Origin of the sequence: Streptomyces sp. TRM68367 (assembly GCF_014495685.1) — a bacterium.
In the GTDB taxonomy this organism is placed as follows: Bacteria; Actinomycetota; Actinomycetes; order Streptomycetales; family Streptomycetaceae; genus Streptomyces.
Genome location: NZ_JACTVI010000020.1, coordinates 52,465 through 74,175, shown reverse-complemented (window position 1 = coordinate 74,175; position 21,711 = coordinate 52,465). Strand labels below are relative to the sequence as shown.

The 21,711-nt window shown below is 70.3% G+C and carries 18 protein-coding genes and 2 tRNA genes; 11 read left to right on the top strand and 9 right to left on the bottom strand.

Features of this window, described 5'->3' with window-relative positions; genetic code table 11:
• The first annotated feature begins 66 nt into the window (after window positions 1-66).
• The 3 genes from H8R17_RS16110 to H8R17_RS16100 are packed head-to-tail and all read left to right on the top strand — an operon-like array spanning window position 67 to window position 3,280.
• The gene (locus H8R17_RS16110) at window positions 67-1,815 is read left to right on the top strand and encodes a TerD family protein (RefSeq protein ID WP_187823874.1); all 1,749 of its coding nucleotides are present in this window, start codon (window positions 67-69) and stop codon (window positions 1,813-1,815) included.
• A gap of 11 nt (window positions 1,816-1,826) precedes the next feature.
• The gene (locus tag H8R17_RS16105) at window positions 1,827-2,507 is read left to right on the top strand and encodes an AIM24 family protein (RefSeq protein ID WP_187823873.1); all 681 of its coding nucleotides are present in this window, start codon (window positions 1,827-1,829) and stop codon (window positions 2,505-2,507) included.
• A 17-nt stretch (window positions 2,508-2,524) separates the two neighbouring features.
• Window positions 2,525-3,280: an AIM24 family protein gene (locus tag H8R17_RS16100; protein WP_187823872.1), complete on the top strand. Its 756-nt coding sequence runs from the start codon at window positions 2,525-2,527 to the stop codon at window positions 3,278-3,280.
• A gap of 80 nt (window positions 3,281-3,360) precedes the next feature.
• Here the strand turns inward: H8R17_RS16100 and H8R17_RS16095 are convergent, their stop codons facing one another.
• Together H8R17_RS16095 and H8R17_RS16090 are read right to left on the bottom strand one after the other, a co-directional pair.
• Window positions 3,361-3,888 carry an NUDIX hydrolase gene (locus tag H8R17_RS16095; protein ID WP_187823871.1) on the bottom strand — a complete coding sequence of 176 codons (528 nt, stop codon included), beginning with the start codon at window positions 3,886-3,888 and terminating at the stop codon, window positions 3,361-3,363.
• Window positions 3,885-5,321: a zinc-dependent metalloprotease gene (locus H8R17_RS16090; RefSeq protein WP_187823870.1), complete on the bottom strand. Its 1,437-nt coding sequence runs from the start codon at window positions 5,319-5,321 to the stop codon at window positions 3,885-3,887. The genes H8R17_RS16095 and H8R17_RS16090 overlap by 4 nt, the downstream gene beginning before the upstream one ends.
• A gap of 192 nt (window positions 5,322-5,513) precedes the next feature.
• Between H8R17_RS16090 and H8R17_RS16085 the strand changes: the two genes are divergently transcribed.
• From H8R17_RS16085 to H8R17_RS16070, 4 genes are all read left to right on the top strand, one after another.
• A complete protein-coding gene (locus H8R17_RS16085; protein ID WP_187823869.1) occupies window positions 5,514-6,626 on the top strand; it encodes an SDR family oxidoreductase in 1,113 nt (370 codons plus the stop codon).
• A 531-nt stretch (window positions 6,627-7,157) separates the two neighbouring features.
• Window positions 7,158-7,619, top strand: coding sequence for a molybdenum cofactor biosynthesis protein MoaE (locus tag H8R17_RS16080; protein WP_187823868.1), 462 nt, complete (start codon window positions 7,158-7,160; stop codon window positions 7,617-7,619).
• 137 nt (window positions 7,620-7,756) lie between these two features.
• Window positions 7,757-7,921, top strand: coding sequence for a hypothetical protein (locus H8R17_RS16075; protein WP_187823867.1), 165 nt, complete (start codon window positions 7,757-7,759; stop codon window positions 7,919-7,921).
• Window positions 7,922-8,037: 116 nt separating this feature from the next.
• Window positions 8,038-9,135, top strand: a complete 1,098-nt coding sequence (locus tag H8R17_RS16070; RefSeq protein WP_187823866.1) for a PDZ domain-containing protein — start codon at window positions 8,038-8,040, stop codon at window positions 9,133-9,135.
• Window positions 9,136-9,229: 94 nt separating this feature from the next.
• Here H8R17_RS16070 and H8R17_RS16065 read toward each other — a convergent pair whose 3' ends face one another.
• Window positions 9,230-9,772, bottom strand: coding sequence for a PPA1309 family protein (locus tag H8R17_RS16065; protein WP_187823865.1), 543 nt, complete (start codon window positions 9,770-9,772; stop codon window positions 9,230-9,232).
• Between the two features lie 164 nt (window positions 9,773-9,936).
• Here H8R17_RS16065 and H8R17_RS16060 point away from each other — a divergent pair, with 164 nt between their 5' ends.
• The 4 genes from H8R17_RS16060 to H8R17_RS16045 all read left to right on the top strand — a co-directional run bounded on the left by H8R17_RS16060 (window position 9,937) and on the right by H8R17_RS16045 (window position 15,418).
• On the top strand, window positions 9,937-12,891 hold the full coding sequence (locus H8R17_RS16060) for a UPF0182 family protein (protein ID WP_187823908.1): 2,955 nt from the start codon (window positions 9,937-9,939) through the stop codon (window positions 12,889-12,891).
• A gap of 44 nt (window positions 12,892-12,935) precedes the next feature.
• Window positions 12,936-13,009 (top strand) — tRNA-Met (locus H8R17_RS16055).
• Between the two features lie 227 nt (window positions 13,010-13,236).
• Window positions 13,237-15,108, top strand: a complete 1,872-nt coding sequence (locus tag H8R17_RS16050; protein WP_187823864.1) for an SEL1-like repeat protein — start codon at window positions 13,237-13,239, stop codon at window positions 15,106-15,108.
• 236 nt (window positions 15,109-15,344) lie between these two features.
• Window positions 15,345-15,418, top strand: a tRNA-Met gene (locus H8R17_RS16045).
• Between the two features lie 52 nt (window positions 15,419-15,470).
• On the opposite strand, the gene H8R17_RS16040 is transcribed toward H8R17_RS16045, so the two are convergent.
• The 6 genes from H8R17_RS16040 to hisN all read right to left on the bottom strand — a co-directional run bounded on the left by H8R17_RS16040 (window position 15,471) and on the right by hisN (window position 21,245).
• The gene (locus H8R17_RS16040; RefSeq protein ID WP_262505284.1) at window positions 15,471-16,604 is read right to left on the bottom strand and encodes an ABC transporter substrate-binding protein; all 1,134 of its coding nucleotides are present in this window, start codon (window positions 16,602-16,604) and stop codon (window positions 15,471-15,473) included.
• Window positions 16,605-16,621: 17 nt separating this feature from the next.
• Window positions 16,622-17,476 carry an ABC transporter permease gene (locus tag H8R17_RS16035; RefSeq protein ID WP_399476796.1) on the bottom strand — a complete coding sequence of 285 codons (855 nt, stop codon included), beginning with the start codon at window positions 17,474-17,476 and terminating at the stop codon, window positions 16,622-16,624.
• A gap of 5 nt (window positions 17,477-17,481) precedes the next feature.
• Entirely contained in the window at window positions 17,482-18,249 is a 768-nt protein-coding gene (locus H8R17_RS16030; protein WP_187823861.1) for an ABC transporter ATP-binding protein, read from the bottom strand.
• Between the two features lie 138 nt (window positions 18,250-18,387).
• Window positions 18,388-18,804 carry a Fur family transcriptional regulator gene (locus tag H8R17_RS16025; RefSeq protein ID WP_187823860.1) on the bottom strand — a complete coding sequence of 139 codons (417 nt, stop codon included), beginning with the start codon at window positions 18,802-18,804 and terminating at the stop codon, window positions 18,388-18,390.
• A 163-nt stretch (window positions 18,805-18,967) separates the two neighbouring features.
• Window positions 18,968-19,360: a cyclic nucleotide-binding/CBS domain-containing protein gene (locus H8R17_RS16020; protein ID WP_187823859.1), complete on the bottom strand. Its 393-nt coding sequence runs from the start codon at window positions 19,358-19,360 to the stop codon at window positions 18,968-18,970.
• A gap of 1,087 nt (window positions 19,361-20,447) precedes the next feature.
• A complete protein-coding gene (hisN, locus tag H8R17_RS16015; RefSeq protein WP_187823858.1) occupies window positions 20,448-21,245 on the bottom strand; it encodes a histidinol-phosphatase in 798 nt (265 codons plus the stop codon).
• Between the last annotated feature and the right edge of the window lie 466 nt (window positions 21,246-21,711).

Genomic DNA, 21,711 nt, shown 5'->3' with positions numbered 1-21,711 from the left:
GCATCCGAGATTGCCGTTAGCCTGGCGCGACGCACTCACATTCTGGATGGGGGACGGTCGTTACGCATGGCCAGGGAATTCCAACGCGGCCACAAGGCCAGGATCAGTGACCTCACCGCGGGCACGGACCTGTACGTCGGGGTACAGATCTCTGGTCCCGGACTTACCTTCGATATCAGCTGCTTCGGTCTCGACGCCGATGAACGGCTTTCGGACGACCGTTACTTCGTCTTCTTCAACCAGCCGAAGTCTCCTGAGGAGGCGATTCAGCTCCTCGGTGCCCAGGCGGGCGACACGGAGTCCTTCCGGGTCACGCTCGACAAGATCCCGCCGCAGATCCAGAAGCTGGCGTTCACGGCGACGCTTGACGGCTCCGGGCAGATGTCGCAGATCGCCCCCGGATACATCCGCATCGTCGCGGGCGGCGAGGAGGTGGCCCGCTACCCCTTCAACGGCTCGGAGTTCTCGACCGAACGGGCCGTGATGCTGGGCGACTTCTACCTGAAGGACGTGTGGCGGTTCGCCGCCGTCGGGCAGGGCTTCGACGGCGGCCTCGACGCGCTGCTGAAGAACTTCGGCGGCGAGGTGGCGGAGGAGGAGCCGCCCGCCCCGCAGCAGCAGCCGGAGACCGGTGCCGCCCCCGGCTTCGCGCCGCCCGCGCAGTCCGCAGCCCCGCCAGTGTTCGCCGTCCCCGGCGCCCCGGCCCCGGCTCCCGCCCCCGCGCCTGCCACGGCTCCAGCCCCCGCGCCGCAGCCCGCCGCGCAGGGCTTCGCGCCCCCGCCCGGAGCCATTCCGCCCCCGCCGGTGCCCGCGCCCGGCGTGCACACCGCGCCGACCGTCGTCGCGCCCATGAACCAGCCCGGTGGCGCCCCCGTACCGCCCCCTGCTCCGGCGCCCGCGCCCTACGGCCAGCCGGGCCGGCAGCCGTCGCAGCCGCCGTACGGCCAGGCCCCCGGACCGAGCGCACCGCCGCCCCCCGGCTACGCCCAGCCCCAGGCGCCCCCGGCTCCGCAGGCCCCCGCCCCGCCGCCCGGCTACGGGCAGCCGACCCCGCCCCCGGGGTACGGTCAGCAGCCGCCGGCCGGACAGGCCCCGGTCCAGCAGACCGCCCCCTACGGCACACCACAGGCAGCCCACCAGGGCACGCCGCAGGCGCCCGGGGTGGCGGGCACGCTCCAGAAGTTCAAGGAGACGCCCACCGGGCAGCGCTGGACGCAGCAGAACAAGAAGCTCGTCCGCGTCGACCTCGGCATCGACGGGCAGCCCGTGCTGGCCCGGCAGGGCAGCATGGTGCTCTACCAGGGCAAGGTCGACTTCAGCTACAAGGGCGCCGGCTTCGCGGGCCGCATCGTGGGCAACGCCACCGGCCAGGAGATGCAGCTGATGCGCTGCACCGGCCAGGGACAGGTGTTCCTCGCAGACAACTCCACGATGCTGCACCCCATCGAGCTCCAGGGCGACGCCGTGTGCGTCTCCGCCGAGAACGTCCTCGCCTTCGACGAGAGCCTCACCTACGAGGTCCGCCGCATCGAGGGACACGGCATCCCCGGCGGCGCGCTGTTCACGATGCAGTTCCAGGGCACCGGCACGCTCGTGGTGAAGACGCACGGCACGCCCGTCGTGCTGCCCGTCACGCCCACCACGTTCGCCGACTGCAACGCCGTGGTCGCCTGGTCGGCCGCCGCCCAGGTGGTCGTCTCCAGCCAGGTGCGGATGCGTCGCAACGCCTACCCCGGCGACACCGGAGAGAGCGTCAACCTCCAGTTCCGGGGCGCGCCCGGCAACTTCATCGTCGTCCAGCCGTACGAGGTCTGAGGGAGCCCGTCATGACCCAGCAGCTCGCGGGCTTCGCCCCCGCACCCGTCACCGCCCGCATGGAGAACCACGGCAACCACATGCTGAAGGTCGCCATGCAGACCGGAAACGACCTCCTCGCGCGCGTGGGGTCGATGGCCGCCTACGAAGGGTTCATCCAGTACGAGCCCAACCCGCCGGCCCTGCGCCAGATCGCCAAGGACTGGATGACCGGCGAGGGCGCGCCCCTGATGAAGTGCTCCGGCGACGGCCTGCTCTACCTCGCCGACTACGGCGCGAACGTCGTCGTCATCAACCTGGGGGGCGACGGCATCTCCGTCAACGCCACTAACCTGCTCGCCTTCGACGCCCACCTGACGTGGGGCGTCGAGCGGGTCAAGGGGCTGGCGAAGTTCGCCGGGCAGGGCCTGTGGAACACCAGGATCTCCGGGCAGGGCTGGGTCGCGCTGACGTCCCGGGGCAAGCCGATCGTCGTCGACTGCGGCGGCGGCGAGGACGAGACGTACGTCGACCCGGACGCGCTCGTCGCCTGGTCCCCGAACCTCAAGGTGAAGGGCAAGCGCAGCTTCAAGGCGCAGTCGCTGATCGGGCGCGGCAGCGGCGAGGCCTACCAGATGGCCTTCTCCGGTCAGGGCATCGTCGTCGTCCAGCCCAGCGAGGACAGCACCGACCGTCTCCGGGTCCGGGGCTGAGGGGGAGCAACCACACCATGCAGAGCCCGATTTTCGCCTACAACGAGCAGCAGACCCAGGACCGCTGGAGCCTGCAGAACAAGCAGATGCTCCGTGTCGCCCTGGAGGGCCACGACGACATCCTGGCCCGCAAGGGCACCATGGTCGCCTACCAGGGGCTCGTCGAGTTCGACGCCGAGTACCAGAGCAACCCGCAGGCACGCGCGCGCGTGCACACCGGCGAGGGCCTGGACCTGATGCGCTGCCACGGGCAGGGCACGGTCTACCTCGCCAACCTCAAGCAGCACGTCCACATCATGGAGGTGGAGGGGGACGGCCTGACCGTCGACAGCAGCTACGTCCTGGCCATGGACTCCTCGCTGCACCACGAGGTCATCGCCGTCGACAGCCTGTACGGCATCTCCGGCTCCGGGAAGTACCAGCTCAACATCACCGGCCGCGGCAAGGTCGCCCTGATGACCTCGGGCATGCCGCTGCTGATGGAGGTCACGCCCGACAAGTACGTCAACTGCGACGCCGACGCGATCGTCGCCTGGTCCACGAGCCTGCGCGTGCAGATGCAGGCCCAGACGCACTCCTCCGGGGTGTGGCGGCGCCGCGGCAGCACCGGCGAGGGCTGGGAGCTCAGCTTCATGGGCAGCGGCTTCGCGCTGGTCCAGCCCAGCGAGCTGCTGCCGCCGCAGAACGCCCAGATCGGCTCCGGCCTGGCCGCCCAGTACGGCATGGGCCAGCAGGGGGCACAGGGCCAGAACCAGGGCAACGTCTGGAGCTGACGGTCCCGGACCGGCCCGCTGAGCGTCCGGAAAGCAAACGTAAGGGGCGCCGCTCTTGCAGCCGCCCCTTACACATGTCTTCAGACTCCAAGCCTCGCGCGGGTCGCCTCCAGCAGGCGTACGACTGACTCGTCGGCTACGTCCGCGACCTCGCGGTAGGCGAACCAGCGCACGTCGAGGGACTCGTCGCTGATCGTGTGCGCGGCGTCCGGCGGGGCCACGGCCGCGTACTGGACGTCGAAGTGGCAGTGGCACGGCGGTGGGATCGGATGCCGGTCCAGGCTGACCGGGCCGCCGGGGAGCAGCGTCAGGCCCGCCACGCCGGACTCCTCCGTCGCCTCACGCAGGGCCGCGGCGGCGAGGGAGGCGTCGCCCGGCTCGCAGTGGCCGCCCATCTGCAGCCACATGCGCAGCTTCCTGTGCAGGGTCAGCAACACCCGGCCGGTCTCCGGGTCGATCACCAGGGCGCTCGCCGTGATGTGGCCCGCCTCGCACGCCTTCCACATACCGTCCGGATGGTCGGCGAGGTGGTCCAGATAGGCCTGGCGCAGCTCTTCCTGGCCCTCGTACCCCTTCAGTACGAGGACCGCGTCGTCGTACAGGCTCACTCGGTGTCGTCGCCCTTGTCGTCGCCTTTGTCCTTCTTGCTGAGGTCGGGCTTGTCCGCCGCCTCGCCGAGCATCTTGTCCAGCTCGGAGAAGTCGATCTGCTCGCGGTGCACGAAGCCGTCCGGGTCGTCCAGGTCGGAGGCCGTCGGCAGCATGTCCGGGTGGGCCCACAGGGCGTCCCGGCCGTCGACACCGCGCGCGTCCGTGAGCGAGGCCCACAGGCGGGAGGCGTCGCGCAGTCGGCGCGGGCGCAGCTCCAGGCCGATCAGCGTGGCGAACGTCTGCTCGGCCGGGCCGCCTGAGGCGCGGCGCCGACGCAGCGTCTCACGCAGCGCGTCGGCGGAGGACAGGCGCGGCTTGGCCGCCGCGTGCACCACCGCGTCCACCCAGCCCTCGACGAGCGCCAGAGCCGTTTCCAGACGAGCCAGAGCCGCCTTCTGCTCGGGCGTGTCCTCGGGCTGGAACATGCCCTGCTGGAGGGCCTCCTGCAACTGCTCGGGGTTCTGCGGGTCGAACTGGCCGACCACGTCCTCCAGCTTGGCCGTGTCGACCTTGATCCCGCGCGCGTAGCCGTCGACTGCGCCGAACAGGTGCGAGCGCAGCCACGGCACGTGTGCGAACAGGCGCTGGTGGGCGGCCTCGCGCAGGGCTAGATACAGCCGCACCTCCTCCTGCGGCAGGCTCAGGTCCTTGCCGAACCTCTCGATGTTCACCGGCAGCAGCGCGGCCTTGCCGGCCGGGCTGAGCGGCAGGCCGATGTCCGACGAGCCGACCACCTCGCCGGCGAGCACGCCGACGGCCTGACCGATCTGCGTGCCGAACATGGCGCCGCCCATGGAGCGCATCATGCCGATCAGCGGGCCCGCCATGGCCTGCATCTCCTCCGGCAGGACGTCGCCCATGGCGTTGCCGACGCGCTCGGCGACCGGGTCGACGAGCTCCTGCCACGCGGGCAGGGTGGCCTCGACCCACTCCGCGCGGCTCCAGGCCACCGCGGAGGCGGCGCCCGACGGCAGGGACGTGGCGTCGTCCAGCCACAAGTCGGCTAGGCGGACGGCCTCCTCGACGGACTTGCGGTCGGCGGGGCCGACGCTCGTGTCCTTGGTGCCGTCCGGGGCGCCCTGGGAGACCGTCTGGCGGGCGATCTGCTTGGCCATGTCCCAGTTCACCGGGCCGCCCTCGTACGAGAGCATCTGGCCCAGCTGCTGGAACGCGGCGCCCAGGTCGTTGGGGTTCAGGGAACCGAACATGGCAGCGAACGGATTGTCCGAACCGGGGCCGCCGCCAAAGCCTCCGGCTCCGGGCAGGCCGCCGAAACCGAACGGGTTGGCCGGTCCCTGACCACCACCGCTCTCCTGGTCCTTCTTCTTGCCCTCGTCGCCGTCGTCCGGCTCCTCCGGCGGAAGGCCGAATCCGAATGGGGTGTCACTCACGGGATTCCTCGGCTGGTAGGGCCGCCGGTTCTTTCCGGCGGCACGGCTGCCCGACAACACCACCCAGCGTAGACACCACAGGCGGTTCGGGCCTCGGTGCTTCGCCGAGTCTTGGCCTGCGGCAGGATGGATGCCACCTGGTACGTACGCGTCACTGACGTCCGTACAGAAGACAACCGCTGGAGACGCCCGGTGAGTTCCCCAGATCCGCAGGTTCGCGCAGCGCGAAACCAGTCAACCAGTCCCGCGGCACGCGGGCCCGTCGTCGCGGTCACCGGCGCCGCGGGCGGCGTCGGCGCGCTGCTGACCGATCGGCTTGCCGCCTCGGCGGAGATCAAGCAGGTCATCGCCATCGACGAGCGGCGCGGCGAGTGTGCGGCGGCGCAGTGGCAGATCCTGGATGTGCGGGATCCGGCAATCGCGGAGAAGCTGCGCGGGGCCGATGTGGTGGTGCATCTGGCGCTCGATCTCGATCTGGAGACCGATGCCGCCGCCCGGACGGCCTACAACGTTCGGGGGACGCAGACCGTACTGACCGCCGCCGCGGCGGCCGGGGTGCACCGGGTCGTGCTGTGCACCTCGGCGATGGTGTACGGGGCTCTGCCGGACAACGCGCTGCCGCTGTCGGAGGACGCGGAGCTGCAGGCGACGGCGGAGGCGACCGGGGTGGGCGACCTGCTGGAGATCGAGCGGCTCGCGCGGCGTGCTCCGCGGGCGCATCCGGGGCTGAATGTCACCGTGGTGCGGCCCGCTGTGCTGGTCGGGGGCACGGATACCGCGCTGACCAGGTATTTCGAGTCGCCTCGGCTGTTGTTGGTGGCCGGGTCGCGGCCGGCTTGGCAGTTCTGTCACGTCGAGGATCTGTGCGGGGCGCTGGAGTACGCCGTGCTGGAGAAGGTCGACGGGGAACTGGCCGTCGGGTGCGACGGGTGGCTGGAGCAGGAGGAGGTCGAGGAGCTCAGCGGGATCCGGCGGATGGAGCTGCCGTCGACGGTGGCGCTGGGGGCGGCGGCGAGGCTGCACCGGATCGGGCTGACGCCGTCGCCGGCGGGGGATCTGGCGTACACGATGTATCCCTGGGTGGTGAGTGGAAGTCGGCTGCATGACGCGGGGTGGCGGCCGAAGTACACGAACGAGGAAGTGCTCGCGGAGTTGCTGGAGGAGGTTGCCGGGCGGCATACGGTGGCCGGGCGGCGGCTTGGGCGGAAGGATGCGACCGCAGCGGGGGCTGCCGGGGCGACGGTGGCGTTGTTGGGGGCGGCGGCGGTGGTGCGGCGTGCGCGGAAGGCTCGGCGGCGGGTGTGAGGGCGGTTGCTTTGCCCGCCCACCCGCCCGTCTCGGTTGGCCGGGAGGTGGCTGTCGCGGGGCTTCGCCCCGGACCCGGGGGTTTGCCCACCCGCACGCCCGACTCGGTTGGCCAGGAAGTTGCCGACACGGGGCTCCGCCCCGGACCCCGCGGGACTTCGTCCCCTGCACCCCTGCGGGTCTTCGCCCGGGACCCCGGCGTGGCTTCGTCCCCTGCACCCCTGCGGGTCTTCGCCCGGGACCCCGGCGTGGCTTCGTCCCCTGCACCCCTGCGGGGCTTCGCCCGGGACCCCGGCGTGGCTTCGTCCCCTGCACCCCTGCGGGGCTCCGGCCCCTGTGCCCCTGCGTGGATTCCGGCCCTTGCGCCCCTGCGACCCTTGCGCCGCTGCGTGGCTTCGCCTCCTGCGGCTCTGCGGGCTTCGCCCGCATCAGCCTGGGGGTGGGTTCTGTAGGAGGCTCCAACGTGCACGCGCGCGTGAGCTGGTGATCGTGGGATTTCTGGTTGTCCGTGGCGTGGGGCACGATGGACGCATGGCAGTCACGAGCGATCATCCCGGTGAGCGGGGCGCGCAGGAGCCCATCAAGTTGATCGGTGTTCGGGAGGCGCCACTCTCCGTCGATGAGGTGTTCCGGGCCGTGGGGGACGACGCGGCCGGGGGGATTGCGCTGTTCGTCGGGACCGTGCGGAATCACGACGGCGGTGCCGATGTCGACGAACTCGGCTATTCGTGTCATCCGAGTGCCGAGGCAGAGATGCGGCGGGTCGCGGAGAAGGTCGTCGCCGAGTATCCGGTGCGGGCGCTGGCGGCCGTGCACCGGGTGGGGGGCCTGAAGGTCGGGGATCTCGCCGTGGTCGTCGGCGTGTCGTGCCCGCATCGGGGGGAGGCCTTCGAGGCCTGCCGGAAGCTGATCGACGATCTCAAGCACGAGGTGCCCATCTGGAAGCACCAGAAGTTCTCGGACGGGACCGAGGAGTGGGTCGGGGCCTGCTGAGCGCCCGGCGGTCCGACGCAGCTACCTGCGCCGGATTTCCGGTTGCGTAACCGCCTCCCTGGCGTGAGCGTTGTCACTGCGGATGGTTAATCTGCTGATCAGTCGGTTGCGGTGGTCAGGTGGGGTTGGAGGTCGGCATGGGGGCGCTCGTCTGGTTGCTGATTCCGCTGTTGGCTGCCATCGGTGCGGGGCTGTGGGGCAGTTGGGCCCACCGGTCGAGCAAGGCGCGCGGTGACGGGCCCGAGCTCGACGGTTACGCCCGGTTCCGCGAGGCCATGGAACGGTCCCATTCCCGGACGTGATGATCAGGGATCTTCCCGGACGGGACCAGGAGAGCATTCCGCACGTGACCAGGGCGTCCGTGGCCGACTTGCGGCCCTGACGGTGCGCTGACAGGAGCGTCCCGTACTGTCGTGCCATGCCACGCCGTACCTCGACGATGCTCGCCTCCACCCTGATCCTGATCGCGCTCCTGTGCGCGGGAGTGTTCATCCCCGTGCCGTATGCGGAGATGTCTCCGGGGCCGACGGTGAACACCCTCGGGGACCACGACGGCGAGCCGGTGCTGCACATCTCCGGGCGGAAGACCTACGGGACCAGCGGGCACCTGAACATGACCACCGTGCGGGTCACCAGCGCCGACTACAGGATGAATCTCGTCGAGGCCGTGTACGGGTGGCTCGCGCACGACAACAAGGTCGTGCCGCGCGAAACCCTCTACCCGGACGGCAAGACGGAGGAGCAGTCCACCCAGGAGAACGCCGAGGAGTTCAGCCAGTCCCAGGAGAGCGCCAAGGTCGCCGCCCTGAAGGAGCTGGACGTCCCGGTGAAGTCCTGGGTGATCGTCTCCACGGTCGTCAAGGGCTCCCCGGCCCAGGGCAAGCTGCACGCAGGTGACGTGATCAAGGCCGTGGACGGCACGGCGGTGAAGGAGCCCGCCGACGTCGCCGAACTGGTCACGAAGCACAAGCCCGGCCAGAAGGTCGTCTTCACGATCGTGCCGGCCAAGGAGCAGGCGGCCGCCGAGAAGGAGAAGCGGACGCCGACGAAGACCGAGAAGGTCACGATCACCACCACGACGTCCGACGACACCGGCAGGAAACGGGCCATCGTCGGGATCTCCGCCGGGACCGACCACACGTTCCCGTTCACCATCGACATCAAGCTCGCCGACGTCGGCGGCCCGAGCGCCGGCCTGATGTTCGCGCTCGGCATCTACGACAAGCTCACCCCGGGCAGCCTCACGGGCGGCAAGTTCGTCGCCGGAACCGGGACGATCGACGACAGCGGCAAGGTCGGCCCGATCGGCGGCATCGAGATGAAGACCGTCGGGGCGCGCGCCAAGGGCGCCCAGTACTTCCTCACGCCCGCCGACAACTGCGCGGCCGCCGCCACGGACACCCCGAGCGGGCTCACCCTCGTCAAGGTCAACACCATCGACGACGCCCTGAACGCCCTGAAGGACATCCGCTCCGGCGACACCGCCGACCTGCCGAAGTGCACCACCAAGAGCTGAGCGGCGGGGCCTCGTACGCGGCCGGAGGCGCCCTCGGCGGCCAAGGGCGCCCCCGCGACGTACGACGAGGTCCAAGGAGGCGTACGACGTGGCCTCAGTCCGCGAAGGTCGCCGACAGCGCGTCCGCCAGGCCCGGCACCAGGTCGGAGCCCGTGAGGACCTCGGTGGGCGAGTCCTTCTCGCGCAGGCGCAGGGCCGACTCGCGGGCGCCGTCGCGCAGCACCGCGACCGTCATGCGGACCTCCTGGCGGTCCGGGTGCTCGGCCACCCACTGCGCCAGCTCGGCCCCGCCCAGCCCCTTCGGGACCTGCGCCTCCGCGGACGTCGGCAGCATCAGCCGCTCCACGGACAGCGCGCAGCCGACCACCGCGTCGGGCCAGGCAATCGTGCCGAGGAACTCATCGAGCGCCTTGTCCGTTGGAATTTCGTCCTGCTCGATCGGGGTGAGGCCGGAAGTCTCCTGCCCGCCCTCCAGACCGAGCCGGTCCGCGAGCGAGGGCTGTTCGGCCCGCAGCCGTGCGGTGTCAACGAGGGCGAAGAGGCGGGCGGGCTGGTCCCAGCCGAGGCCGGAGACGTACTCGTCGATCTCGAGCACGGCCCGGGTCAGCGGGCTCGCCGCCATGGGAGTGTTGGACATGGTCACAATCCTGCCTCGTTCCTGGGCCGAATCGGGAACCGAGTAAAGGGTGAGTAAGTTGCATAGGTGGGGGCCCACGATCAGCGAGGGCCACGGAGGGTCCACGAACACGCGGGCCTGACGGATCAACAGCGAACTTCGAGGTGCGCACCTTGGCTTTCCAGATGCCGGACCGCGGCGGAGGCCCAACAGGGCCGCGGATCAGAGTGGGCCGCCCGTCCCGGCGTGTCCGGACCCTGCTCATGACACTGGGTGTCCTGGCCGTGCTCGGCATGGCGTTCACCATGTTCGCGGGCTTCTGGACCGACTGGCTCTGGTACCGCTCGGTCCACTACTCGTCGGTGTTCACGACGACCCTGTGGACGAAGATCGGGCTCTTCTTCGTCTTCGGACTGCTGATGGCCCTGGCCGTCGGCTTCAACATCTGGCTGGCGCACCGGCTGCGGCCGCCGCTGAGCGCCATGTCGATGGAGCAGCAGAACCTCGACCGCTACCGCATGGGCATCGCGCCCTACAAGAAGTGGCTGCTCTTCGGCATCACCGCCCTGGTGGGCCTGATCGCGGGCGCCTCCGCGTCCGGGCAGTGGCGGACCTGGCTGATGTGGGTCAACGGCGTGCCCTTCGGCGAGAAGGACCCGCAGTTCAAGCTCGACGTGTCCTTCTACTCCTTCGACCTGCCCTGGTACCGCTTCCTGCTCGGCTTCGGCTTCGCCGCCGCGATCCTGTCCGTGATCGCCGCCGCGCTCACCCACTACCTGTACGGCGGGCTGCGCATCACCAGCCCGGGCGCGCGCGCCACAGCCGCCGCGACCGGCCACCTGTCGGTGCTCATCGGCATCTTCGTCGCCCTGAAGGCGGTCGCCTACTGGCTCGACCGGTACGGCCTGGCGGTCAAGTCCAGCGACTTCAAGGCCACCGACAACTGGACCGGCCTGAGGTACGTCGACGCCAACGCCTACCTGCCGGCCAAGACGATCCTGTTCTGCATCGCCGTCATCTGCGCCCTGCTGTTCTTCGCCACCCTGTGGCGGCGCACCTGGCAGCTGCCCGTCATCGGCTTCGGCCTGATGGTGCTCTCCGCGATCCTCATCGGCGGTCTGTACCCGGCGATCGTGCAGAAGTTCCAGGTCCAGCCCAACGAGCAGGCCAAGGAAGCGCCGTACGTCGAGAAGAACCTGAAGGCGACGCGTGAGGCGTACGGCATCAACGGCACGCAGGTCACCGAGTACCCCGGTGTGAGCAAGACGGAGGACAAGACCCGGCTGCGCGACGACGTGAACTCCACGGCGAGCATCCGGATCATGGACCCGAACATCATCTCGCCGACGTTCCAGCAGCTCCAGCAGATCAGGAACTACTACGCGTTCCCGACCAACCTGGACGTCGACCGGTACCCCAAGAACGGCAAGGACCAGGACACGGTCATCGGTCTGCGCGAGATCAACCTCAACGGCATCCCGAAGCGGAACTGGATCAACGACCACTTCCGGTACACCCACGGGTACGGTGTGGTCTCCGCCGAGGGCACCAGCGTCGACTCCCAGGGCCGCCCCGTCTTCACCAATTCCGACCTGCCGTCGAAGGGCGATCTGCCGAAGTACGAGCAGCGCGTCTACTACGGCGAGAAGACCACCATGTACTCGATCGTCGGCGGTCCCCAGAAGGAGATCGACTACTCCGACGACAACGGTGAGAAGACCACCAGCTACAAGGGCGACAGCGGCGTCAGCCTCTCCAACCCGGTCAACCGGGCGGCGTACGCGGTGGCGTTCGGTGAGCCGCAGATCCTGTACTCCGGTGCGATCGGCGACGGTTCGCGGATTCTGTACAACCGCACGCCCAAGGAGCGCGTCGAGTCGGTCGCCCCGTGGCTGACCATCGACGGCGACGCCTACCCGGCGGTCGTGGACGGCCGTATCCAGTGGATCGTCGACGCATACACGACGACGAACGGCTACCCGTACTCCTCGCGTACGACGCTCGGCGATACGACGGCCGACTCGCTGACCGCCTCCAACAACCAGCGTGCCGTGGTGGCGCAGCAGAACCAGGTCAACTACATCCGCAACTCGGTGAAGGCGACCGTCGACGCGTACACCGGCCAGGTCAAGCTCTACCAGTGGGACACCAAGGACCCGGTCCTGAAGACCTGGATGAAGGCCTTCCCGGGCACGGTGAAGTCCAAGAGCGATATCTCCAAGTCGCTGATGGCCCATCTCCGTTACCCGCAGGACCTGTTCAAGGTCCAGCGCGAGCTGCTCACCCGCTACCACGTGAAGGACGCGACGACGTTCCTCAGCGGCAGCGAGGTCTGGCAGGTGCCGGACGACCCGACCAACCGGTCGGGCAACGCGGTGCCGCCGTACTACCTGAGCATGAGGATGCCCGACCAGAAGCAGCAGGCGTTCTCGCTGACGACGACCTTCACGCCCAATGGCCGGGACAACCTCAGCGCGTTCATGTCGGTCGACGCCGAGGCAGGCACCAGTGACTACGGCAAGATCAGAATCCTGAAACTGCCGACGAACACCACGGTCAACGGACCCAAACAGGTCCAGAGCCAGTTCAACTCCGAACAGAACATCGCCGAGACCATCAGGCTGCTGAGAGGCGGCGACTCCGAGGTCGAGTACGGCAACCTGCTGGCGGTGCCACTGGACGGCGGACTGCTCTACGTGGAGCCGGTCTACGTACGCGGTGGCGGACTCAAGTACCCGCTGCTGCGGAAGGTGTTGGTGTCCTACGGAGGCACGACCGCCTTCGAGGACACGCTCGACGAGGCCCTGAACAAGGTCTTCGGAGCCGAGGGCCCGGTCACCGAGCCACCGGACGAGGGCGGAACCACGACGCCACCACCACCGACCTCTGAGAACCCGACGGTCCAGGAGGCCCTGAAGGACGCCCAGGCGGCGTTCGACGCCGGCCAGGAAGCCCTGAAGAAGAACGACTGGGAGGCGTACGGCAGAGCCCAGCAGGACCTGCAGGACGCGCTGCGGCGGGCCGAGGAGGCGCAGTCGCAGCCCGACCGGACGGGTGGCGGTGGAGGTGCCGGTAACAGCGGTGCCGGCGCGAGCCCGAGCGGCAGTCCGAGTCCGGGCAGGAGTCCGGACAGCGCGTGATCAACCCTCCCCGCGCCGTGATACGGTTGCGCAGCAGCAAACGGCGCGGGGTGGAGCAGCTCGGTAGCTCGCTGGGCTCATAACCCAGAGGTCGCAGGTTCAAATCCTGTCCCCGCTACTGGAGTCGGCGGTCGCCGTCGACATGCGCGAAGGCCCGGATCCCTCGAGGATCCGGGCCTTCGTGGTGTGCGAACGCATGTGCCGACGGACCGTACGGCCGCGCCGCCGCGGGGAGTTGGGAATTCTGTGTTTGACTTGTCGTTCTGTGGGCATGTCGACAAAACGCTGAAGTGACCTCACTGGCTGCGGTATACCAGGTGTACCCAGGTTGCAGGTGGTGCGACGATGGACGTTATGGGGGACAAGGCAACTCTGTTCAAGACAGGGCGTTTTGTGCAGCCTTCCCGCCCGGAGGAGAACCGGGACGAAACCGCGGAGGCTGCGGAGGAGGCTGCCGAGGAAGTGCGCCAGCGGCTCGCCGCCGAAGCCGGCGACGTCGAGGCGATGAGCGTCCTCGGGGCCATGCTGCTGCGCCGCGGTGATCTCGACGGAGCCGAATCCCATCTGCGTGCCGCCACCGCGGCCGGTGACCGTGCCGCCGCCAACAACCTGGGAGTCCTTCTTCACCAGCGCGGATACGCCGACGAGGCCGCCGGATGGTGGCGGATCGCCGCCGTCGCGGGATCGGCTGCGGCGGCGCACGCGCTCGGGCGGCACCACCGGGAGCGCGGGGACGAGCCCGCCGCCGAGTACTGGCTGCGCCAGTCCGCCGAGCAGGGGCACGCGCTGGGCGCGTACGCGCTGGCCGACCTGCTGGAGCACCGCGGTGACGCCGGGGCCGAGCGGTGGATGCGGGCGGCGGCGGAGCGGGGGCACCGGGAGGCGGCGTACCGGCTGGCGCGGGCGCTGGACGCACGGCCCGCGCGGGAGACCGGCGGCGCCGGGCCGGAACCCGGCGGTGCCCGGCGGGAGGCAGGCGGCGCGAAGGGGACCGACGACGATGCCGGGCTCACGGCGCAGGCCGAGCAGTGGTACCGGCAGGCCGCCGCGCGCGGGCACCGGCGGGCGGCGCTGCACCTCGGGGCGATCCTGGAGAAGCGGGGGGAGCTCAAGGAGGCGGGGCGCTGGTATCTGACGTCCGCCAAGGACGGGGAGGCGCGGGCCGCCTGCGCGCTCGGGTTCCTGCTGCGGGATGCGGGCGACACCGAGAACGCGGCCGTGTGGTGGCTGCGGGCCGCGCAGGACGGCGACGGCAACGCGGCCAACGCGCTGGGTGCGCTGCACGCCGAGCGCGGGGAGACACAGACCGCGGAGCGGTGGTACCGGGCGGCGATGGACGCGGGTGATGTGAACGGCGCGTACAACCTCGGGCTGCTCTGCGCCGAGCAGGGGCGGACCGGGCAGGCCGAGCAGTGGTACCGGCGGGCGGCGTACGCCGGGCACCGGGAGGCGGCGAACGCGCTGGCGATCCTGCTGCTGCGGGGCGGGGACGAGACGGGTGCGGAGCCGTGGTTCTCCAAGGCGGCGGAGGCCGGGAGCGTGGACGCCGCGTTCAATCTCGGGATCCTGTACGCCGGGCGCGGCGAGGAGGCGGTCGCGCAGCGGTGGTACGAGCGGGCCGCGGGCGCCGGGCACACGGAGGCGGCGCTGCAGGTCGGGATCGCGCGGCTACGGGACGGGGACGACGGCGAGGCGGAGCGGTACCTGCGGTGTGCGGCGGGGGGCGGGAGCGCCGAGGCGGCGTACCGGCTGGCTGCCGTGCTGGACGCGCGGCGGCCGCCGGAGTCCGCGCACGAGCTGGGGGAGGCGATGCATCAGCGCAGCGAGTGCGAGGAGTGGTACGAGCGGGCGGCTTCGCAGGGGCATCGGCGGGCGCAGGTGCGGGTCGGGATGCTGGCGGCGGCGCGGGGGGATGTCGTCGAGGCGGCGCGGTGGTACCGACGGGCGGCCGAGGCCGGGTCGCGCAACGGGGCGTTCAATCTGGGGCTGCTGCTGGCCCGGGAGGGGAGCGAGCCGGAGGCGGCGGTGTGGTGGACGCGGGCCGCTGACGCGGGGCATGGGCGGGCGGCGTTGCGGCTGGCCCTCGTGTATGCGCGTCGGGGGGAGTTGGCCGAGGGACAGCGGTGGGCTGATCGAGCGGTGTCGTTGGGGCCGGGGGCGGTTGCGGAGCGGGCGGCGCGGTTGCGGGATGCGTTGCGTGAAGAACTGTCGGCGTGAAAGTGAGCGGGGTTGGGGTGACGGGCGCCTTCCCACCCACTCGCCCGACTCGGTTGGCCAGGAGGTGGCCGACACGGGGCTCCGTCCCGGACCCGGCGGGGGCTTCGTCCCCCGCACCCCCGTGGGGCTCCGTCCCGGACCCGGCGGGGGCTGTGCTGCCTGCATCCCTCTGGGGCTTCGGCCCAGGTCGCGATTTGCCTCTGGCCGTCTCGTTGACGTAATGTTGCATTCACCGACGCGGGGTGGAGCAGCTCGGTAGCTCGCTGGGCTCATAACCCAGAGGTCGCAGGTTCAAATCCTGTCCCCGCTACTGAAGATCGAGGGCCGGAATCCTGTTTGCAGGGTTCCGGCCCTTGGTGTGTTCAGCGTTGGTGGCCGACGGCCTCCTCGTACAGGGCGCGGGTCACCGTTCGCGACTCCGGCAGGGGATCGCCTTCCGAGACGCCTTGGGCGACGTACGCGGACTGGAGGCGGTCGGTCGTACCCGCGCGGATTTCCCAGTCCATGTGGAGGGACGGGGTCGATCGGAGGATCCGCTCGTCCGTCTTCAGGAGTTTCGCCAGGTATGTGATGAAGGTCTCGTTGGTCTTGTAGTCGGCGGAGAAGTACGTGTTCACCGTGCGGATGTATGCCCTCAGCAACGCCACACCGGCGTCCACGTCCTCGTTCAGGAGGCTCGGGCCGTAGAGCAGGCCGCCCAGGGGCTCGCCGGGCGGCTGGCCGCCGAGGAAGGCGTAGCCTGGCTTTCCGTCGACCTTGCGCCACACGGGGTCCAGCAGCCAGGCCGAGTCGACGCCGCCGTTCTCCAGCGCCGTGAGGACGTCGGCGGAGCCCAGTTGCTGGTACTGGATCTCGGCGAGGCCGCCGCCGTGTTTCTCCAGGGCCTTCTCCATGGGGTAGGCGATGACCGAGCCCTTGCCGATCATCGTGCCCAGCTTGCGGCCGGCCATCGCGACCCGGTTCGCGTTCTCGCCCTGCTTCAGACGGACCCACAGGCCGCTCTTCGACCGGGTGCCGGGCGAGAAGTTCCCGGCCACCCAGCGGATGTCGAAGCCGCCGCGGACGCCGTTCATCACCGCCGCCTCCGGGGCCGCCCACAGGGCGTCCAGGTCTCCCTTGGCGAGCAGCGGCAGGGCGTCCGGCGTCGGCAGCACCTTCAGCGTGACGTCCAGGCCCTCCTTCCTGAACTCGCCCTTGTCCAGCGCGACTCGGAGCGGTGCGACGTACTCCGCGCTCAGTGTGCCGGTCGCGATCGTCAGCTCGCGCGTCTCGGGGAGGCGCTGCGGCGGCGGGGCGCCGGGGCGGCAGCGGGCGGGGGTGCGAGCGGGGGAGAGGTCCGCCGGGTCCGTCCAGGAATCCTCGCCGCAGCCTTCCGCGGGGCGGATCGCGCGCGTGCCTGCGGCCGCCTGCGGTTCGCGGCCCTCCGGGGACGCGCAGGCCGTCGACGCGAGCAGCACCCCGGCGGCCAGGGCAAGGCCGTACGTACGCCTCCTCAGTCGTCCCAGTCCTCTTCTCATGACTGGCCCCGTCCCCGGTCGCGCGGTGCCCACGGTGTGAGCAGACGGCCCACCCACCGGACCAGTTCGGAGAAGAGCACGCCCAGGGCGGCCACGCAGACGATGCCGACGAACATCACGTCGTTCTGGAACAGGGCGCGGGAGTCGAAGATCAGGTGACCGAGGCCGTTCGTCGCGGCGATCTGTTCCGACGCGACGATGACCAGGACCGCCACCCCGGCCGCTATGCGCGCGCCGACCAGGACCGACGGAAGCGACGCCGGGAGCAGGACGTGACGGAACATCTGCCAGGACGTCGCGCCGAAGACGCGGCCCGCGTCGCGGTGGCCGTCGGGGACGGACATCACCGCCGACATGGTGGAGATCCAGACGAAGAAGAAGACCGTGGCCGCCACCAGGGCCACCTGCGGGCCCTCGCCCAGGCCGAACATGTTCAGGAAGATCGGCAGCAGGGCCAGTTTCGGTACGACGTACAGGGCGTCCAGGAGCGGCTCCAGGGCCGCCCGTACCAGTGACAGGGAACCCATCAGCAGGCCCAGGGCGAAGCCCGCCGCCGTGCCGAGGGCGTACCCGGCCAGCACGCGATTCAGCGTCGCCCACACGTCCGGCCACAGGTCGCCGGCCGCGGCCCGGTCCCAGCCGTCGGCGAGGATCGCGGAGGGCGCAGGGTAGACGCGGTCGTCGATCCAGGCCTGGGTTGCGGCCAGCTGCCAGAGCAGGATCAGCAGCAGGGGGACGGCGACCGCCAGGGACAGTTCCAGCGCTCTCAGGCGGCGGTGGGTGCGTACGGGACGGAGTTCCCGCGGGCCCGGGCGCCGGACCAGGACCGACTCGCCCGGCTCTCCCGTCATCGTCGTCATGCCGGCACCGCCTCCTTGCGCAGGACGTCCCACAACTCGCTCTTCAGGGACGTGAACTCGGGCGCGGAGCGGACGTCGCCGGTGCGCGGGCGCGGGAACGGCGGGCGGTGTTCGGCGATGATCCGGCCGGGGCGGGCGGACATCACCAGCACGCGGTCGCCGAGGACGATCGCCTCCTCCAGGCTGTGTGTGATGAAGAGGGTGGTGGTGCGCAGCGTCTGGGTGAGCTCCAGCAGCTCGTCCTGGAGGATCGTGCGCAGCTGGGCGTCCAGGGCGGCGAACGGTTCGTCCATGAGCAGCAGTTCGGGCTGTACGGCGAGGGCGCGGGCGATGGCGACCCGCTGGCGCATGCCGCCCGAGAGGGTCGCGGGGTACGCGTGCGCGAAGTCGGCCAGGCCCATGCGGATCAGCCACTCCACGGCCCGGGCGTTCGCCTCGCGGCGCGGGACGCGCTGGATGTCCAGGCCGAAGCGGACGTTGGCCTGGACGGTCTTCCAGTCGTAGATGCCGTAGTCCTGGAAGATCATCGCCGCCGGGCGGGGGCTGGACGTGCGGATCTCCAGCGTGCCGGTGCTGGGACGGAGCAGGCCTGCGGCGATGCGCAGGAGGGTGGACTTGCCGCAGCCGGAAGGGCCGACCAGGCAGACGAACTCGCCGGCGGCGACGGTCAGGTCGAGAGGGCCGAGGGCGTGGACCGCGTGGGGGGTTCGGCCGAAGGTGCGGGTCAGGTCATGGGCGGTGAGTTTCGGATACGGCTCTCCCACTTCGGTCTCCTCGCGGAGTGCGGTACGGACTGGTGGGTGCTGTTGACCATATGACGACCCGTCAGATTCGGGAAGGTCGTACGCAGCAGAAAGCCCCGGCGCCGCATTGGGTGCCGGGGCTTTCCGGGAAGAGTGTGTCTATGCCGACGTGCAGTTCGGGCAGACGCCGCGGTACGTCACCTCGACGTCCGAGACCGCGAAGCCGAAGCGCTCCGAGTCGGGGAGGTCGGCCAGCGGGTTGCCCGTCGGGTGGACGTCGCGGATCGCGCCGCACTGCGCGCAGACCAGGTGGTGGTGCGGGCGGTGGGCGTTCGGGTCGTACCGCTTGGCGCGCTTGTCGGTGGAGACCTCCAGCACCTCGCCGAGGGAGACCAGCTCCCCGAGGGTGTTGTAGACGGTCGCGCGGGAGATCTCCGGCAGCTTGGCGACGGCACGGGAGTGCACCTCGTCGGCCGTCAGGTGCACATGCTCACCGTCCAGGACCTCGGCCACGACGCGACGCTGCGCGGTCATACGCCACCCGCGACCGCGCAGCCGTTCCAGAAGGTCACTCATGCTGACCAGCTTAACAGCAAGAGGACCAGATCCCGAACAGGTGTGACTTTGGATCGCTGATTGATTTAGATGCGGTCTAACATCTGGATCGCTTGCCGGGGCGCGGGCCGGGTTCCCTTCAGGGGTCGGCCCGGCCCGTTTCGTTTTGCCTGTCGTGACGGGGTCAGGCCGGTACGTGCTGCCGTCCCGGGGCCCAGCAGCGGATGATGTCGCGGACCGAGACGATGCCGATGGGTTCGTCGTGGTCGAGGACGATGAGGTGGCGGAAGCCGCCGTGCGCCATGGCGCGGGCCGCCTCCTCCAGGGTCCAGGACGGCGCGGCGAACACGACGTCGGTGGTGGTGTGATCGTCGGCGCGTTCGGTGTCCGGGTTCTCGCCGAGGCCGACGGAGTTGAGGATGTCGCGCTCGGTGAGGATGCCGATGCCGCCGGCGTCCGGGTCGTGGACCACGGCCGCGCCGACCCGGCGGGCGGACATCAGGGCTGCGGCCTGGCGAAGGGTGTGGGTAGGGCCGATGGTGAGGACCACTGTGCTCATGGCGTCGCGGACGAGCATGGGATGGAGCCACCTCCTGGTGTGTCCCCGCCGTTTGTTCACTGTTTCACAAATTCACAAGTGGGGGGACTCTCAGGGTGGCAGGTCATGAGGGGGGTCAACAAGAGAGCCGCTTCAGCAGATTCTTGCGGGGAACCCAGGGGTTCAGCCCTGGGAGGGATTGCATCCTTGTGGTCGGGGCGCGTAGCGCCGCGGTATCGCTGGTATCTGCTCGGCCGTGACGCGGCCGGGTGCTCTGTCGTACGGAGCTGGCGCTGCGTACCCGCGGTGGCAGGTTCACCGGTCGGATGATGGGTGGGGAACGTGTGGCGGGAGTCGCATGGGTGTGTACGCGGTGATCGTGAAGCTGGTGGTGCAGGTCAAGCTGCTGCCGACGCCCGTGCAGGCGGCGGCACTTGAGACGACCCTGCGCGCCTGCAACGAGGCCGCTGACTGTGTGAGCCAGGTCGCCTTCGACAAGGGCGTGAAGAGGGATTTCGCGCTGCGCGAGCACGCCTACGCCGAGATCAAGGCCCGCTGGGGGCTGGGAGCACAGGCCGCCCAGCACGTGATCAAGAAGACGTGCGCCGCGTACGCCACGCTGACGGCGAATTTCAAGGCCGGGAACCTGGCAGACCCGGTTCCAAGCGGTACCGGAAGGCCACCGGAAGCCGATCACCTTCCGACCGCACAGCGCGCAGCCGTACGACGACCGGATGCTGTCCTGGCAGACCGGCGAGCGGCAGGTGTCCATCTGGACCGTGCGGGGGCGCGTGAAGGACGTGGCGTTCACCGCCTCCCCGGAGCAGTTGGCCACCCTGGCCCTGTACCGCAAGGGCGAGTCCGATCTCGTGTGCCGGGACGGCATGTGGTTCCTCACGGGTCAGTCAGGCCTGGTTCGCATGCCGGTCCTGCGGCGTCGTTGCGCACGCGGATCGCGACAGCTCCCGCAACATCCGCGCCCGCGCGTGGGAGTTGTGGCGACGCGGGGTCCAGTCAACGGCCCCTGCCCCACCACCGCGCCAGCGGGACAGGGCTGGACGCAAACGCAGCGTCACCGTCAGTGATGCCCTTGTGCAAGCCCGGGACTTTAGTCCCGGGTCGTTGACTAGCGCTGGTTCAGGTAGCCGAGCAATTCGTCGTGGAGCAGGCCGTTCGAGGCGGCCGCGTTGCCGCTGTGCGGGCCGGGGCGGCCGTCGAGGCCGGTGAAGCTGCCGCCCGCCTCGCTGACGATGATCGCGGTGGCGGCCATGTCCCACAGGGACAGCTCCGGCTCGGCGCACATGTCGACCGCGCCCTCGGCGACCATCATGTACGGCCAGAAGTCGCCGTACGCGCGCGTGCGCCACACTTCGCGGGTCAGGTCCAGGAAGCCGTCCAGGCGGCCCTGTGCCTCCCAGCCGCTGAGTGAGGAATACGCGAAGGAGGCGTCGGAGAGCTTGGACACGGCGGACACCCGGAGGCGGGAGGCCTTGGAGAGACTGCGGCCGGTGAAGGCACCGTGGCCCTGCGCGGCCCACCAGCGGCGGCCGAGGGCCGGGGCGGAGACGACGCCGACGACGGGCTGGAAGCCGCCCTCGCCGGCTTCCATCAGGGCGATGAGGGTGGCCCAGACGGGGACGCCGCGGACGTAGTTCTTGGTGCCGTCGATCGGGTCGATGACCCAGCGGCGGGGGCCGGTGCCCTCGACGCCGTACTCCTCGCCGAGGATCGCGTCTCTGGGCCGGGCGCGCTGCAACTGGCCGCGGATGAGTTCTTCCGCCGACTTGTCCGCTTCGCTCACCGGCGTCATGTCCGGTTTGGTCTCGACCTTGAGGTCGAGGGCCTTGAACCGGTCCGTCGTCGCGGCGTCGGCGGCGTCCGCGAGGACGTGGGCGAGACGCAGGTCGTCGAGGTAGTCGGGCATGTGATGAACGGTATCTGTCGGGGTTGGGGTGGGGCTACAGGGGGCGTGGGGCGATGATCGGCGTTTGTTGCGTGGGTCGGCGAGCCGGGGTGGGCGGGGCGGGTGGGGCGCGCAGCCGGGCGCTGGCGGGGTGCCGCGGGTTGCCTGCGTCGGCTGGACCGTGCTTGCCGGGTGCCCGGCGTTGCGGCTGGCCGGGGGTGGGGCGCGCAGCCCGGCGCTGGCGGGGTGCCGCTGCGCCCACCTGTGCCGCCCCAGGCGGCACGCATGCCCGCAGTTGCGACGGGCCGCAGTCCCCGACCCATAACCTCACCGCAGGCGCTACGCGCACACCCACGCACCCGCACAGGCCGCCGCAGGCAGACAACACAACCCGCACCACCCACCGGCCGCCGTACCCACCACAACTCCCGTGCCTATTGGCCGACATGTGTCCCTGTCGAGGACTCGGGGACCCTTGACAGTGGGG

Excerpts from the sequence above, each read along its gene's own strand:
- H8R17_RS16110 (WP_187823874.1), top strand. The coding sequence starts at position 67 with ATGGCCAGGGAATTCCAACGCGGCCACAAGGCCAGGATCAGTGACCTC.
- H8R17_RS16105 (WP_187823873.1), top strand. The coding sequence starts at position 1,827 with ATGACCCAGCAGCTCGCGGGCTTCGCCCCCGCACCCGTCACCGCCCGC.
- H8R17_RS16100 (WP_187823872.1), top strand. The coding sequence starts at position 2,525 with ATGCAGAGCCCGATTTTCGCCTACAACGAGCAGCAGACCCAGGACCGC.
- H8R17_RS16080 (WP_187823868.1), top strand. The coding sequence starts at position 7,158 with ATGGCAGTCACGAGCGATCATCCCGGTGAGCGGGGCGCGCAGGAGCCC.
- H8R17_RS16075 (WP_187823867.1), top strand. The coding sequence starts at position 7,757 with ATGGGGGCGCTCGTCTGGTTGCTGATTCCGCTGTTGGCTGCCATCGGT.
- H8R17_RS16070 (WP_187823866.1), top strand. The coding sequence starts at position 8,038 with ATGCCACGCCGTACCTCGACGATGCTCGCCTCCACCCTGATCCTGATC.
- H8R17_RS16065 (WP_187823865.1), bottom strand. The coding sequence starts at position 9,772 with ATGTCCAACACTCCCATGGCGGCGAGCCCGCTGACCCGGGCCGTGCTC.
- H8R17_RS16060 (WP_187823908.1), top strand. The coding sequence starts at position 9,937 with ATGCCGGACCGCGGCGGAGGCCCAACAGGGCCGCGGATCAGAGTGGGC.
- H8R17_RS16050 (WP_187823864.1), top strand. The coding sequence starts at position 13,237 with ATGGACGTTATGGGGGACAAGGCAACTCTGTTCAAGACAGGGCGTTTT.
- H8R17_RS16035 (WP_399476796.1), bottom strand. The coding sequence starts at position 17,476 with ATGACGGGAGAGCCGGGCGAGTCGGTCCTGGTCCGGCGCCCGGGCCCG.
- H8R17_RS16025 (WP_187823860.1), bottom strand. The coding sequence starts at position 18,804 with ATGAGTGACCTTCTGGAACGGCTGCGCGGTCGCGGGTGGCGTATGACC.
- H8R17_RS16020 (WP_187823859.1), bottom strand. The coding sequence starts at position 19,360 with ATGCTCGTCCGCGACGCCATGAGCACAGTGGTCCTCACCATCGGCCCT.
- hisN (WP_187823858.1), bottom strand. The coding sequence starts at position 21,245 with ATGCCCGACTACCTCGACGACCTGCGTCTCGCCCACGTCCTCGCGGAC.